The organism is Paracidovorax anthurii (assembly GCF_003269065.1).
GTDB lineage: Bacteria > Pseudomonadota > Gammaproteobacteria > Burkholderiales > Burkholderiaceae_C > Paracidovorax > Paracidovorax anthurii.
In genome coordinates, this window is sequence record NZ_QLTA01000064.1 from 1 (window position 1) to 14,866 (window position 14,866).

General features: G+C 69.1%; 12 protein-coding genes. 5 read left to right on the plus strand and 7 right to left on the minus strand.

The window, feature by feature from the left end:
- Positions 1 to 765 (minus strand): cysteine peptidase family C39 domain-containing protein (locus AX018_RS21730; protein ID WP_434803145.1); only part of this gene is annotated, 765 nt, incomplete at its 3' end.
- A gap of 641 nt (positions 766 to 1,406) precedes the next feature.
- Between AX018_RS21730 and AX018_RS21735 the strand changes: the two genes are divergently transcribed.
- The 3 genes from AX018_RS21735 to AX018_RS21745 all read left to right on the plus strand — a co-directional run bounded on the left by AX018_RS21735 (position 1,407) and on the right by AX018_RS21745 (position 4,360).
- Positions 1,407 to 2,330, plus strand: a complete 924-nt coding sequence (locus AX018_RS21735) for a LysR family transcriptional regulator (RefSeq protein WP_245951773.1) — start codon at positions 1,407 to 1,409, stop codon at positions 2,328 to 2,330.
- Positions 2,331 to 2,491: 161 nt separating this feature from the next.
- Positions 2,492 to 3,190 (plus strand): NAD(P)-binding domain-containing protein, encoded by a 699-nt coding sequence (locus AX018_RS21740; protein ID WP_111881769.1) that lies wholly within the window; start codon positions 2,492 to 2,494, stop codon positions 3,188 to 3,190.
- 246 nt (positions 3,191 to 3,436) lie between these two features.
- Positions 3,437 to 4,360: a hypothetical protein gene (locus tag AX018_RS21745; protein ID WP_111881771.1), complete on the plus strand. Its 924-nt coding sequence runs from the start codon at positions 3,437 to 3,439 to the stop codon at positions 4,358 to 4,360.
- 6 nt (positions 4,361 to 4,366) lie between these two features.
- On the opposite strand, the gene AX018_RS21750 is transcribed toward AX018_RS21745, so the two are convergent.
- The 6 genes from AX018_RS21750 to pdxR all read right to left on the minus strand — a co-directional run bounded on the left by AX018_RS21750 (position 4,367) and on the right by pdxR (position 13,345).
- The gene (locus AX018_RS21750; RefSeq protein ID WP_111881774.1) at positions 4,367 to 5,320 is read right to left on the minus strand and encodes a 2-hydroxyacid dehydrogenase; all 954 of its coding nucleotides are present in this window, start codon (positions 5,318 to 5,320) and stop codon (positions 4,367 to 4,369) included.
- Positions 5,321 to 5,336: 16 nt separating this feature from the next.
- The gene (locus AX018_RS21755) at positions 5,337 to 6,302 is read right to left on the minus strand and encodes a Bug family tripartite tricarboxylate transporter substrate binding protein (RefSeq protein WP_111881777.1); all 966 of its coding nucleotides are present in this window, start codon (positions 6,300 to 6,302) and stop codon (positions 5,337 to 5,339) included.
- Positions 6,303 to 6,589: 287 nt separating this feature from the next.
- On the minus strand, positions 6,590 to 7,561 hold the full coding sequence (locus AX018_RS21760) for an alpha-E domain-containing protein (protein WP_111881779.1): 972 nt from the start codon (positions 7,559 to 7,561) through the stop codon (positions 6,590 to 6,592).
- A gap of 1 nt (position 7,562) precedes the next feature.
- The gene (locus tag AX018_RS21765; protein WP_111881784.1) at positions 7,563 to 9,053 is read right to left on the minus strand and encodes a circularly permuted type 2 ATP-grasp protein; all 1,491 of its coding nucleotides are present in this window, start codon (positions 9,051 to 9,053) and stop codon (positions 7,563 to 7,565) included.
- 76 nt (positions 9,054 to 9,129) lie between these two features.
- On the minus strand, positions 9,130 to 11,775 hold the full coding sequence (locus tag AX018_RS21770; RefSeq protein WP_111881786.1) for a ComEC/Rec2 family competence protein: 2,646 nt from the start codon (positions 11,773 to 11,775) through the stop codon (positions 9,130 to 9,132).
- A gap of 73 nt (positions 11,776 to 11,848) precedes the next feature.
- Positions 11,849 to 13,345 (minus strand): MocR-like pyridoxine biosynthesis transcription factor PdxR, encoded by a 1,497-nt coding sequence (gene pdxR, locus AX018_RS21775; protein WP_111881789.1) that lies wholly within the window; start codon positions 13,343 to 13,345, stop codon positions 11,849 to 11,851.
- Between the two features lie 120 nt (positions 13,346 to 13,465).
- Between pdxR and AX018_RS21780 the strand changes: the two genes are divergently transcribed.
- Positions 13,466 to 14,101, plus strand: coding sequence for an FMN-binding negative transcriptional regulator (locus tag AX018_RS21780; RefSeq protein WP_111881791.1), 636 nt, complete (start codon positions 13,466 to 13,468; stop codon positions 14,099 to 14,101).
- Positions 14,102 to 14,349: 248 nt separating this feature from the next.
- Complete coding sequence (locus AX018_RS21785) at positions 14,350 to 14,808, plus strand: RidA family protein (RefSeq protein WP_111881793.1); 459 nt, start codon at positions 14,350 to 14,352, stop codon at positions 14,806 to 14,808.
- Positions 14,809 to 14,866: the final 58 nt, after the last annotated feature.

Consider the following 14,866-nt stretch of genomic DNA (forward strand, 5'->3'; position numbering starts at 1 on the left):
GCTCTCGAAGACGACGACCACCACCAGCCCGGCCACCAGCACGTCCAGCGTGGTCAGCCCCCGGTGCACCAGCACCTTGTCCATCACCACCTGGAAGAACAGCGGGCTCACCAGCGCGAAGAGCTGCAGCATGAAGGAGATGAGCAGCACCTCCCCCAGCAGCCTGCGGTGCCGCACCAGGCTGGGGATGAACCAGGAGAAGTCGAAGCGCGCCAGCTCGCCCGCCAGGCTCGCGCGGCTGCTGACCAGGATCAGCTCGCCCGTCCAGCGCCGCGTGAATTCCGGCACGGATTCGATGGTGGGCCGCCCTCCGCCGCTTTCGGCGCCCGCCACGCCCGGGTCCTGCAGCAGCACCCGCTGGCCGTCGCACTGCGCCAGCACCACGGCATGCAGGCCGGCACCGTCCGCACCCTCGCCACCGCCACCGCCACCGCCATCCTCGCCGCCGGCCGGCGCGCGCACCAGCGCCAGCGCGGGCAGCGGCGCGAGCGTGAGGCGCTCGGCCCCGCTGCGCACCCTGCGGGCCTTCAGGCCCAGCAGCCTCGCGGCCAGCAGCAGATCCTGCACGCCCACCGCATCGCTCGCCGACAGCCCCAACTGGTGCGCCAGCGTGGCCGGCTCCGCCGCCACCTGGTGCAGCCTGGCGATCAGGCACAGCGCCTGCAGGGCCGCGTGGTTCGCCGTGATAGGAGCCGTTGCGGCTCCTTGCCTGCGCAACGCTGTCTGTACTCCTGCATCAGAGGCGTGCGAGCCCTCTTCCGACATGCGGATTTCCCCCATTTTCCAGCTCCGCAATCTTTTTTGCGGCCCATTACGTGATAGGGGCGGGATCGTAGGTGGGCGCTCCTGCAACCCTCCAAAACAAGCACAGAATCGAGGAGAAATTTCGAAACAATATGTTTCATTCCTGAAAAGGCGGCCAGAAAAGCGTGCCGCCAGCATCGTGGACGCGCCTGATCACCGTCAGGAAGGCGGAGCCGGACAAGGCATGCATACAGTCTCACCCGTGCCTTTTCCCCCAGGAACGAAGAAACTGCAACGCCTTGATGGACCGTGCGTTCTCCGTGAGAAAGCCCCACGGAACCAGCGCCTGCTTCGCTCGAACAGGCACTCCATCGATTATTTCTATAAACCCGTCATGTTTCATGCACGCATACTCACGGGCCTGATACTTTCCGGCCTGGGCCATGCCTGGGTATTCGCGAAGAACATCGGGGCATTCATCGTGGAGCCTGTCGCCCGATCATCCATCCCCACTCTTCGTTGGACACCGGGCTCTGCCGCCGATGCGGCACGACTGCACGGAAGTTGCCTGGACTGAACCATGGCGGCCGTGCCGCACACGCGCCGCTCCCCCCAAAAAAAGACGAGGACGATGGTGGATCATCACGCCATCCAAACGAACCATGCTGCAATTCCGCCTCCGCCAAATGGAAGTATTTCGAGCGGTGATGCTGACCGGCTCCGTCAAGGGCGCGGCGTCGCTGCTTTGCATGTCCCAGCCCGCTGTGAGTCGCATCGTTTCCCACACGGAGCACACCATCGGCCTCGTACTTTTCGAGCGAACCAAGGGAAGGCTCGTGCCGACACCCGAGGCAAAGGCCTTGGTCAAGGAGGTCGAGTCCTTCTACCAGCATGCGATCCAGGTGAATGAGTTCGCCGAAAGCCTGCGCACCGGATCGGCCGGCACCCTCAACATCTGCGCCAGCCATTGCCTGAGCCGAGGACTGGTGTCACGGGCAATCGCGCGGTTTCTGGAGAAGTACCCCAAGGTACGCGTGCAACTGCGGGCCAGCCTGCTCGCGGACATGCCCGACGAGGTGCTAAGCAGTAGGGCAGATATGGCTGTCTCCGTGCTGCCGCTCGATCACGCCCATCTTGACGTGCTGCGCTTCACCGAAGGACGGATGGTGTGCGTGGTGCCCCGGGGCCATCCGCTTGCGATGGCGCAGGAGGTGCATTTCTCGGACATTGCGCGGTATCCGACCATCACACACCATCCGAGCATACCGTTCGGACAACTGGTTTCAGCCGCTTTCGAGCGGGCCCATGTCCATCTCGATTCGCGCATCGACATCTACCACACGGATGTCGCATGTTCCTTGGTCAGGGCGGGCGCGGGCATCGCCATCGTCGATGAGTTCACGGTGGAAGGACTTGACTGGGGCGACGACATCCAAACCATTCCACTGGCCGAAGACATCCTGCTCACACCTGCCGTGCTCCGGTCCATGCTCTCCACCAGCCGGCCCCATGCCGAGGAATTCGTGCAAGCCCTCATCGAACAAGCAAGGCTGGACCGGCAGACAGGCATCGTCGCAGCATCATGAGACAGCCTCGCCCTTATCCTCTCCATAAATGAAAGCAACATCTTCCCAGGGAAGACAGAACCAATTAACACGACGGCATACCCCACCCAAGATCCTGCAATCGCCGTAGCCCAGACTGCAACCTAGCATCCGCACCCATTCATGACTTGAGGGAGCAATGCATGCGGATCGGTTTGGTAGGGGCGGGCAGCATCGGCGGACATATCGAAGCACGATGGCTGGATGCCGGCCACGAAGTGGTGGTCCATGACGCGTACATGAAATCTCCCATCGAAGCCATGACGACAGCCAGTCTAGGCGAACTCGTCGAAGCGGCAGAGGCCGTCTGCCTGTACCTGCCGCTACCGACCACGGTACTCGATGTCGCCTGGCAGATCGCGCAGGCCTCGGCCAGGCTCATCGCCACGGACCGCCGCGCCACCAGCCTCGTCGTGGATCTGTCCACGACATGCGCTCTGCTCACCCAGGAAGTGCACGATCTGCTGGCCCATGCAGGTATCGCATTCTTGAGCGCCCCCGTGAGCGGGGATGCCACCGCTGCAGCGCAAGGCCGGCTCGCCGTGATGACTTCGGGCTCCCTGGAGTCGTACCAGCAAGCGCGGCCGTTGCTGGATGCCATTGGCCATCACATCTTCTACCTCGGCGCCGACGTGAAACTCGGCCAGACGCTCAAGCGGATCAACGACACGCTTGAGGCAACGACCATGCCCGTGGACTACAAGGCGCCGTTGCGCGGCGCCAAGGCAAGACTCGGCATCGTGGAAGAGCCAAGCCGCCCCCTCGTCAGCAGACAGGCCCTGCGGATGCTGGACCGCGTCATAGCCGAGGAGTTCGCAGGGGTGGACAACATCGCGATGTAACCGCTGGTCCGGAAAGGCCAACGACAAACCGCATTCAGAGCGACAACCGGCTTGCGCCCCGCGGGAGCGCAGCGCATCTTTGCACATGGCGGCCAGCACATCAGCAGCCAGACGGCACAGGCCCGTACTTCGCTCCACTCACCACATTCTTTGATTGCATGTCCATCCGGGACAGGGACGAAATCGGCCTCGCACCTGGGGACCACAACGGGCCTTCCTCCCAAAAAAGGGAAACAGGAGATCACGATGCATACGCAAATCAACTACCACGCCAATCTGGACGCCGCCATCCACCCTCTGAGAGCGCTCTCCAGCTTCAAGGATCCCACCGCAGGTTACCGGCTGAAGAACGCGGCACATGCCCTGGAAGCGGTGCGTGCAGTGCTGGCGGAGCGCGCACTGGAGGTCGGGATCACCCGGCTCCACGCGCAGGGCACCACCCTCGGCCGGCTCACCGCCATCGCGATGCGGCAGCCTGCTAGTCCGCTGGAAGGGCTGATCACGGAATCGGCCTGGATCGCAGCGAACTGGGCCAGCAGCATGCAGGAGTTTGGCTGGCATGGCCTCTGCTCCATCTCCAAGGTGTCTTGGGGATTGGGATTCGGCAACTCCGAACTCGCAGAGGCCGGAGAGATTCCGACCATACGCTGGATCGCGTGCGGGGATGTTCCGCCCTACCTTCAGCGCTCATGGCAGATCCTCGGAGGCGTGATCGACGCCCCTTTGCTGCGGGCCCTGGGCGAATTGGCGAAGAATCCATTCGACCATACCGACGCACGCAATCAACGGCTCACGGGGAATTACGGTGATACGGTGCACCAACTCGAATGCACGGCAACAGCACTCGCCGCTTTGGACCTCAGGCTGCAGGAATACTCCTGGATGTTCACCCAACTCGTGCAGCACCTAAATCCTATGGGGCAGCGAGTATTGCGTGCTCTGGAAATCCGGAGCATCAGACTCGGGGACCCGCCACCTGCCAACCATGCAATCGCCCCGGATCAGCAGCATAGGATGCGTGCCTTCTGCGCCATGCTGCTGCACCTGCTCGACATGCATGTGATCGACGACTTCGGCGCACTGACTCCTGAGGGCGGAGAGGCAGTTGTGGAAGCAAGACGCCTGCTGCTTTCCTGGGCAGGGGCGCGCGAGCCTTTCCTGGCAATCTGACTGCCGTCAGATGACCGGCGTGAGCAGTTGTCTGCCGGCGAAGTGTGCGTCAGCATTCTCGATAAAGCGAAGCACCGAGGCGTGAATAGCTTGCGGCGAAATGCCACCGATATGGGGTGTGAGGATGGTGTTCTCGAACGCCAGCAACGGCGCGGGCGGCATGGGTTCCCCTTCATATACATCCAGGGCTGCAGCCCAAATGCACTGTTCGCGCAAGGCATCTGCCAAGGCATTCGTGTCCACCAGCGTGCCCCGCGCCACGTTGACCAGCACCCCCTGCGGCCCCAAGGCCCGCAGAACGTCGCGGTTGACCACATGGTGCGTCGCCTGCCCTCCCGGGGCCGCGACAACAAGAAAATCGCACCACTGCGCCAGACCCGGGAGGTCGTCGAACCAGCGGTAGCCGGTTTCATCCCGCCGCGTGCGACTGTGGTATCCGATCTCCATGTCGAAGCCCATGGCGCGCTTGGCGACTTTCCTGCCGATGGCGCCCAGGCCAAAGATGCCCAATCGCCGCCCCGAGATATGCGGCGGCCGAGGGATATCGTCGCGCCACAGCCCGTGCCGCACGCCATGGTTGAGGAAGGGAATGCGCCGCAGCGTCGCCAGCAGCAGCGCCATGGCATGGTCGGCCACGGCATCGTCGTTGGTGCCGGCGGCATTGCACACGGGGATGCCGCGTGCGCGGGCCGCGTCGAGCGCGACGTTCTCGAACCCCACACCGAGCGTGCAGATCAACTCCAGTCGCGGCAGGGCCGCGATTTCCGAAGCCAGCAAGCCATTGGTACCGTTGGTCAAGACCAAGCGGATGTCCTGGCCGTGCCTGGCGATCTGGGTCGCACCATTGGAGCGGTCGGCCCCAAGGTTCGCATTGGGTGCGTAGATCATCTCGAAGCGCTCCGACACCAGCACACGGTGCTCCTCGGACAAGAAGACAAGAATAAGCAGCAACGGTTTCACAGGTACTCCCGAAGACTCAATCCGCCTGCGCACCCGAGAGCGCAACCAGCTTGCTCCATTTGTCGATCTCATCCGCCAGCGTCGTCCTGAACTCGGCCGGCGTGCTACCGACCGGCACAGACCCCTGCGCGGCGAAGATGCCGCGCAGACCCGGATCCTGAGTGGCCTTGCGTACCGCAGAGGCCAGCTTGGCAACGACGGCAGGAGGCGTGCCGGCCGGCGCGAACAATCCGTTCCACAAGGTCACTTCGTAGCCCGGCAGTAACTCCCCCACCGCAGGAATGTCGGGTAGCCGCGGCGAGCGCCCCCGGGTGGTTACCGCCAGCGCCCGCAGCCTTCCGCTGTCGATATAGGGCAGCACCTCCACCAGCGGAGCGAACACCGCCTGTATCTGCCCTGCCAGCAGATCGGCATTCGCCGGCGCGCCGCCCTTGTAGGGAACGTGCACCATCGCCCCGGATGCCATGCTGCCGAAGAGCATGCCGGAGAGATGCTGTGAACTGCCATTGCCCGCCGATCCGAAATTGACGACGCTCTTGCGCTGCCGAACATAGTCCACAAACTCCGCCAGCGTTCGGGCGGGCACGTCGTTGTTGACCACGAGGACATTCGGAATCAAGGCCACCTGCGAGACCGGGATGAGGTCCTTTCGCACGTCGAAGCCCGTGTTCCGGTAAAGCGAGACATTGGCGGCGATGGTACTGGTGGCCAACAGCAGCGTGTAGCCGTCAGGCGGAGCCTTGGCAACGAAGGCACTGCCGATGTTGCTGCCCGCGCCGGCACGGTTATCAACGATCACCGGCTGTCCGAGATCCTTGCCGATGCGCTCGGCCAGCAGGCGCGCGGTGGCATCGGTGCTGCCGCCTGCCGCAAATGGAACCACCAAGGTCACAGGCCGCTCTGGCCACTCGGCGCCATGCGCAGCAAGGCCAGAGAGCAGTACCGCTGCGGCGATTGTCTTGATGAACACGACACGTTTCATGGAAATTTCCTCCCACCTATTGCAAATTTTCGCGAGACAAGCGGCACCCGCGAGGTGGCGATGCAATCCAGTGGGCATGGGTTCAAGACGCCCGCTTTCCTTGACGATGCCATCGCAAACCATCAAAACAGCCATCGTCAGACGACACATCGTGGGGCGCGCAGGGGCTTATCGTAACGTGCGGATTGCAGGAGTTAATGGAGGCCATCGCCATGCACGCGCGCGCCATCGACCGCAGCGCTCCTGAGTGCGCGCCGCAGCCGGGCGCCCGGGGCCCGGCGGCCGCGTCAGGCCGGCACCGGCACCAGGAAGTCGCGGCTGATGCCCGCGCCAAGGTCGTTCACGCGGTCGAGGAACTGCGTGAGGTAGGCGTGCAGGCCCGTGGCCAGGATCTCGTCGATGCGGCCATAGCGCAGGTCGGCCAGCAGGCGGCCGGCCTTGCGCTGCGTCTCGGCCGACTGGTCGTTGGCCACCACGGCGAGGTTGTCCGCCACCTCGCGCAGGCTCGCGTGCAGCGAGCGCGGCATGTCGGCGCGCAGCATGAGCAGGTCGGCCACGCGCTCGGGCGTGATGACGTCGCGGTACACCTTGCGGTAGACCTCGAACGCCGACACGCTGCGCAGGATCGCGCTCCAGTGGTAGAAGTCGAACTCCTGCGGTGCCGAGCGGCCGCGCTCGCGCGCCGAGCCGTGGAAGTCGCTCTGCACCGCGTGGAACTTCACGTCCAGCAGGCGCGCCGTGTTGTCGGAGCGCTCCAGGAAAGTGCCCAGGCGCAGGAAGTGGAAGGCCTCGTCCTGCAGCATCGTGCCCAGCGTCACGCCGCGCGAGAGGTGCGAGCGGTGCTTCACCCATTCGAAGAACACGCCGGGGTCGCGCTCGAAATCGCGGCCCTGCAGTTGGCGGTGCAGCTCCAGCCAGGTCTGGTTCTGCGTCTCCCAGACCTCGGTGGTGAGCGCGCCGCGCACGGCGCGCGCGTTCTCGCGGGCCGCGCGCAGGCACGAGAGGATCGACGACGGGTTGTTGCCGTCGCGCACCATGAACTCCAGCACGCCCTCGCGCGTGACCTCGCCGTGGCGCGCGGTGTAGGCGGGAATCAGCTCGCTGATCGACAGCAGGCCCAGCCAGCTCTCCTGCGCCACGTCGGCCGACTGCGGCAGCAGCGAGGTCTCGTAGCTCACATTCAGCATGCGCGCGGTGTTTTCTGCCCGCTCGGTGTAGCGGGACATCCAGAACAGATGATCGGCAGTACGGCTCAGCATCTCACTTCCCTCCCGTCGATTGCGACTGCGATGGGGAGGCATCCCCGCCCTCGCCCAGCACCCAGGTGTCCTTGGTGCCCCCTCCCTGCGATGAATTGACCACGAGCGAGCCTTCCTTGAGGGCCACGCGCGTGAGGCCGCCGGCCACCATCTGCACCTTCTGGCCCGAGAGCACGAAGGGCCGCAGGTCGATGTGGCGCGGGGCGATGCCCGATTCCACGTAGGTCGGGCAGCTGGAGAGCGAGAGCGTGGGCTGCGCGATGTAGCCCGCCGGGTTGGAGAGCAGCGCGGCGCGGAACTCCTCGATCTCGGCCTTCGACGCGGCGGGGCCGATGAGCATGCCGTAGCCGCCCGCGCCGTGCACCTCCTTCACGACCAGCTCGTGCAGGTGGTCGAGCACGTACTTCAGGTCATCGGGCTTGCGGCACATCCACGTGGGCACGTTGGCCAGGATGGGTTCCTCGCCCAGGTAGAAGCGGATCATCTCGGGCACGTAGGGGTAGACGGACTTGTCGTCCGCGATGCCCGTGCCCACGGCGTTGCAGATGGCCACGTTGCCCGCGCGGTAGGCGGCCATGAGGCCCGCGCAGCCCAGCGTGGAGGTCGGGCGGAACACCTGCGGGTCGAGGAAGTCGTCGTCCACGCGGCGGTAGATCACGTCCACGCGCTGCAGGCCGCGCGTGGTGCGCATGTAGACGAAGTTGTCCTTGACCACGAGGTCCTGGCCCTCGACCAGCTCCACGCCCATCTGCTGCGCGAGGAAGGCGTGCTCGAAATAGGCGCTGTTGTACATGCCGGGCGTGAGCACCACCACCGTGGGCTCGGCCGCGCCGGCCGGGGCGCTGGCGCGCAGCGTGTCCAGCAGCAGGTCGGGGTAGTGGGCCACGGGCGCCACGCGGTGGCTGCGGAACAGCTCGGGGAAGAGCCGCATCATCATCTTGCGGTTCTCCAGCATGTACGACACGCCCGAGGGCACGCGCAGGTTGTCCTCCAGCACGTAGTAGATGCCGTTGCCCTGGCCGTCGGGCGCGCGCACGATGTCGATGCCGGCGATGTGCGCATACACGTCGCGCGGCACGTCCACGCCCGCCATCTCGGGGCGGAACTGCGCGTTGCCCACGATGAGGTCGGAGGGCACGATGCCCGCGCGCAGGATCTCCTGGCCGTGGTAGATGTCGTGGATGAAGCGGTTGAGGGCCGTCACGCGCTGCACGAGGCCCTGCTGCATGCGGGCCCACTCGTGGGCGGGAATGATGCGGGGGATGAGGTCGAACGGGATGAGCCGCTCGGTACCCGCCCCGCCTTCGTCCTTGGCGCCATAGACCGCGAAGGTGATGCCCACGCGGCGGAAGATCATCTCGGCCTCTGCGCGGCGCGCCTGCATCGCCTCGGCCGGCTGGCGCGACAGCCATTGGCCGTAGCGCTGGTAGTGGGGGCGCACATCGCTGCCATCGAAGGGCAGCATCTCGTACATCTCGTCGAACTTCTGCATCAGTGGTGCCTCCTGCAATCAGCATAGCAAGTTGCAAGCCCGCCCCGACCCTGCGGACGCGCGCAGGCGGATCACCTCAGGCGGGATCGCCCGCCATATCGGCCGCCGCATCGGCCGCCGGCCGGGGCGCGTGGTGCCAGTAGCGCCGGGCCGCATCGCGCTCGCAGCGCCAGTGCGCGGGCTCGGCCGACCGCCACAGCAGGGCGCCGCAGGCGGGGGAATCCACCACCCGGGCGCCGCGCGCGGCATGGCGGCGCACCACCTCGGGCGCGGGGTGGCCGAAGCGGTTGCGGTAGCCGGCCTGCACCACGGCGGTGCGGGGCCGCACGGCGTCCAGGAATGCCTCGCTGGAGGAGGTCCTGCTGCCGTGGTGGGGCACCAGCAGCACGTCGGCCGGGGCGATGCCGCCGGCCGCCAGGGCCGACTCCTGCGCGCGCTCGATGTCGCCCGCCAGCAGGGCCGATGCCCCCACCTCCCCGGCTTCATCGGCCGCCGACACGCGCAGCACGCAGCTCAGGGTGTTGGGCTTGGGCGCCGCGCCGGGCCGCGCGTCGAACGCGCCCGGCGGCGGGTGCAGCACCTCGAAGCGCACGCCGTCCCATTCCCAGCGCTGGCCGGCCGCGCAGCGGGTGATGGCGCGCGCGCCGTGCTCCTCCAGCGGATGGCCCGGCTCCAGCGATCCCCACAGCTGCGCGCCCGGGTGCGCCGCCAGCACGGCCTGCGCCCCGCCCGTGTGGTCGCTGTCGCGGTGGCTCAGCACCAGCCGGTCCAGCCGCTCGCCGCGCGAGCGCAGCAGCGGCACCAGCACGCGGTCGCCCGCGTCGCTCTCGGGGCCGAAGCGCGGGCCGGCGTCGTACAGCAGCGCATGGCCGGCCGTGCGCACCAGCACCGCCTGCCCCTGGCCCACGTCGGGCGCCAGCAGCTCGAACTGCCCCGGCGCCGGCCGCGCCGGCTGCCACCACAGCAGCGGCACGAGCAGCGGCAGGCCCAGCGCGCGCAAGGCCCACGGCAGCCGCACCGCCAGCAGCGCGCCGCCCGCCACCCCGGCCACGCCCGCCCACAGCGGCGCGGCCGGCAGCGCCAGCGTGGCCCACGGCCAGCCCGCCAGCCACTGCAGCCCCGCCGCGAACGGCGCGAGGCACGCGGCGGCGGCCGACCACAGCGGGGCCCACAGCACGCCCAGCAGGGCCAGCGGCGTCACCACCAGCGTCATCCACGGGATCGCCACCAGATTGGCCGCGAAGCCCACCACCGACATCTGCCCGAACAGCAGCAGCGTGAGCGGCGTGAGGGCCAGCGTGACCACCCACTGCTCGCGCCACAGCGCCGCCACGCGCGCCCACAAGCCCCGCAGGCTCCATGTCGCCGTGTTTTCTACATTGTTTGCTATCGAATCAGAAGCAAACAGCACCGCCACCGCCACGAAGCTCAGCCAGAATCCCGCCTGCAACAGCGCCCACGGATCAGCCGCCGCCACCGCTGCGCAGGCCAGCAGCCACACCTGCGGCCAGGGCCAGCGCCGGCCCGACAGGCGCAGCAGCGCCACGGCGGCCAGCATGCACACCGTGCGCTGCGCCGGCACGCCCCAGCCGCTGAACAGCGCATAGGCCGCCGCCAGCAGCACCCCGCCCGCCAGCGCGGCCGAGGGCGCGGGCACCGCCAGGCACAGGCGCGGCGAGCGCCGCCAGAGCCCGCCCACCGCCCCCGCCGCGATCCACGCGAACAGCGTGATGTGCAGGCCCGAGATGCTCACCAGATGCGCCACGCCGGTCGCGCGGAAGACGTCCCAGTCGGCCCGCTCGATCGCGCGCTGGTCACCCGTGACCAGTGCCGCCACCACGCCCGCCGCGCGCGAGCGCGCCACCGCGTCCGGATCGGCCCGGTCGGCCGGGCCGCCCGGCGCGAGCCGCGCGAGGATCGCGTCGCGCACGTGCTGCCGCGCCTGCTCCACGGGGTGGCGCCACCAGGGCGCCGCCTGCCGCAGCGCGGGCGGTGCATCGCGCGCGCCGGTGCGCACCGTGCCCGTGGCCTGCACGCCCTGCTCCCACAGCCACAACTCGGTATCGAAGCCGCCCGGATTGCGCAGGCCGTGCGGCGCCTTGAGCCGCACGGTGAACTCCCAGCGCTCGCCCGCGCGCACGGCGGGCAGGGGCGCGGCGGCATCGCCGGCCGCCGGGCCCGCGGCGCCCCCGTCGCGCGCGAACCAGGGCGAGGAGGCGGCATACCACGCCACGTCGATGCACGGCGGCAGCCGCACCGCGCCGCCACCGCGATCGAACCGGGCCGATTCGACGTCCAGCCGCAGGCGCAGCCCCGCCTCGGTGGACTGCGGCATGGCGGCGACCACGGCGGTGATGCGCAGGTCGCGGCCTTCGAGGGCCGGGTCCAGCGCATCGGATAGGAAGGCCTGGGCGCGCAGGCCGCAGGCGCCGAAGGCGACGAGGGCACCGGCAAGGACCGCGCAGGCGCCGGGCACCACGCGGCGCCGCCATCGCGGCCCGAGCGCCAGGGCCAGCGCGGCGAGGCCGGCGAGCAGCACGGCCGCGCAGGCCCAGGGCGGCCAGAGGGCCGGCTGCGCCAGCTGGGCCAGGGTGCCGGCGATGCCGCCCGCGAGCACCGCGGGCCAGTGCCAGGGGTGCGCGGGGTGGACGGGGTGGGAGACAAGGAGATCGGCTTGCGGGTGCGCGGAGGAGATGGGCGCGGGGGAGGCGGGCAAGCTCATGGGGCAACGATGCTAGGGCCATCGGCGCAGCGGCAGAAGGTGCCGGATGCCTATGCGAGGCATAGGCATCCGTTCATGGCGAAGAGGCCTCGACGCCACGCAGCGCCTCGGCCAGGCGCCGGACGCCCTCCCCGATCGCCTCCCGCTCCAGCAGCGCGTAGCCCATGACCAGGCCGGCGGGCCGGGGCTGGGCCTTCGCCCGGCCGGCGGGATGGAACAGCGGGCCGACCGGGTACACGCGAACCCCGAGCCGCTCTGCCGCCCGGACCAGCGCCGGCTCCGCGCTGGCCGGCAGCCCGTTGAACCACACGACCACGTGCAGCCCGCTGGCGGCGCCCTGCACCTCCACGCGGCCGCCCAGGTGCGCGGCCAGGGCCTCGACGAGGGCGCGCTGGCGCGCCTGCTGCAGCCGGCGGATGCGGCGGACGTGGCGGTCGTAGCTGCCGTCCTCCAGCAGCCGGGCCAGCGCGCGCTGCGCCCCGGTCGCGGCATGCCGGTCGGCCAGCCGCTTGGCCGCCGCGAAGGCATCGGCCAGGCCGGCCGGCAGCACCATGTAGCCCAGCCGGAGCTGGGGCGACAGCGTCTTCGAGAAGGTGCCGACGTGGATCACGCAGCCGCGGGTGTCCAGCGACTGCAGCGCGGGCTCGGGCCGGACCGCATAGCGGTACTCGCTGTCGTAGTCGTCCTCGATGATCCAGGCCTGCCGCCGGGCCGCCCAGTCCAGCAGGGCCCGCCGCCGCCCCATGGGAAGGAACGAACCCAGCGGGAACTGGTGGGTGGGCGTCACGTAGGCCAGGCGCGCGCGCCGGATCCGCGCGAGCTGGCCGGTCTGCAGCCCGTGCGCGTCCACGTCCACGCACAGCAGCTCGGCGCCGCAGGACTCGAAGACATGGTGCGCCATGCGGTAGCCGGGGTTCTCGACGACCACCGCGTCGCCGGGGTCGATGAGCAGGCGCGCGCAGAGATCGAGGGCCTGCTGCGAGCCGTTCACGATCATGAGCCGCTCCACCGGGCACGACAGCCCGCGCGTCTGGCTGAGGTGCGCCTGCAGGACCTTGCGCAGCTCCAGGTTGCCGCGCGGGTCTTCATACGCCAGGCGGGCGCTGCGCTGGCGCTCCACGGCGCGCAGCGCCTTCAGCCAGGCCAGGGTCGGGAAGTCGCGGCCGGACAGAGGGCCGTAGATGAAGTCGATCTCACTGGAGGTGGATGGCGCCGCGTCGTGCAGCCCCATGGCCGCCACCCGCGCACCCAGGGCGGACAGCCGGCCGGCGAGCGGCTGCGCCCCGCCGTCCCCGGCGCCGGCACGCTCGCCGCGCCCGGAGGGGCCGGTGGGAGAGGCCCCGGCCAGCACCCGGCTGGCGGCGCCGGCGCGCGTGTCGATGAAACCGTCCGCGGCCAGTTGCTCATAGACCAGCGACACGGTGGCGCGCGACAGCCCGCGCTCGGCCGCCAGCGCGCGGGTCGAGGGCAGCGCCGCGCCGGCGGCGTAGGTGCCGTCCGCGATGCGGGCCCGGATTTCTTCGTAGAGGGCGCGGCTCAGGCCCCGCCGCCCGTTCTCGTGAGGGTGCATGGTCGGCAACTGGTCTGGCGAGATGTATCGGAACTGGCTATTTTCCACGGGCCGGCAACACGGCACAGTGGCGACCCGTGCCGAAAGCTTCCGGCATCCCTTTCCCGACAGGACCGCCCCATGTACCTCCCCCCGCAATTCGCTGAACCCCGGACGGAAGAACTGCACCGCATCGTGCAGGAGAACGCGCTGGGGATGATGGTCACGCAGACGGCCTCGGGCCTGGATGCCAACCACCTGCCCTTTCTGCTGGACCCCGCGCAAGGCGCCTGCGGCGTGCTGCACGCGCACGTCGCGCGGGCGAACCCGGTCTGGCGCGAGGTGGCGGACGGCGCCCCGGTGCTGGTGGTGTTCCGGGGCGCGCAGGGCTATATCTCCCCCAACTGGTACCCCGGCAAGCAGGCGACGCACCGGCGGGTGCCCACCTGGAACTACGAGGTGGTGCACGCCCACGGCACGGTCCATATCCACGACGACGAGAAGTTCGTGCGCAGCGTCGTGGCCCGGCTGACGCGCCAGCACGAGGCGGACCAGCCCCGGCCCTGGAAGATGGGCGACGCGCCCCCGGACTTCCTGGCGCAGGAGCTGGGCCACATCGTCGGCATCGAGGTGCGCATCGCCCGGCTGGAGGGCAAGCGCAAGCTGAACCAGCACCACGCGGCACCGGACCGCGAAGGCGCGATCCGGGGGCTGCAGGAGCAGGGCAATGCGGGCCTCGCGCTCGCGATGCAGGACGCGGCGGCACCGCCCGCGTGACGAAAGGCGGCGCACGGCGGGTGCACCGCCAGGCCCCCCATCCGCCCACCCAGGCAAGGGGGCTTGGGAGCACGCCGCGTCCGGCCCGGGCAGCGTCCGCGTGGCCCCGGGCGCCTGCCTGGCGCCGGCCCGCGGCGCCGCGCTGTGTACCATCACGGCGCGTTTCCTCCGATGCGCGCCATGCCCGCACCCCGCGGGCCGCGGCGCGGTCCCGAAACCGCCCTCCCCTCCTTCATCCCTGCATCACCATGAGCATCTACGACAAACTCACCGCCCTCGACATCACCCTGCCGCCCGTCGCCGCGCCCACCGCGGCCTACGTGCCCTTCGCGCAGACGGGCAACCTCGTCTTCCTGAGCGGCCACATCGCGCGCAAGGACGGCAAGCCCTGGGTGGGCAAGCTCGGGCAGAACATCACCACCGAAGAAGGCCAGGCGGCGGCGCGCGCCGTGGCGATCGAGCTGATGGCCACGCTGCACCTGGCCACGGGCGGCGACCTGAACCGCGTGAAGCGCATCGTGAAGGTGATGAGCCTCGTGAATTCCACGGGCGAGTTCACCGAGCAGCACCTGGTGACCAACGGCGCGAGCGAGCTGCTGGGCGAAGTCTTCGGCGACAAGGGCAAGCATGCACGCAGCGCGTTCGGCGTGGCGCAGATCCCCCTGGGCGCCTGCGTGGAGATCGAGCTGATCGCCGAGCTGGGCTGATAGCCCCCGGCCCCGGCGCGCCCGGCACGCGGCCCTGCCGCGCGGGGCGCCGGATCGT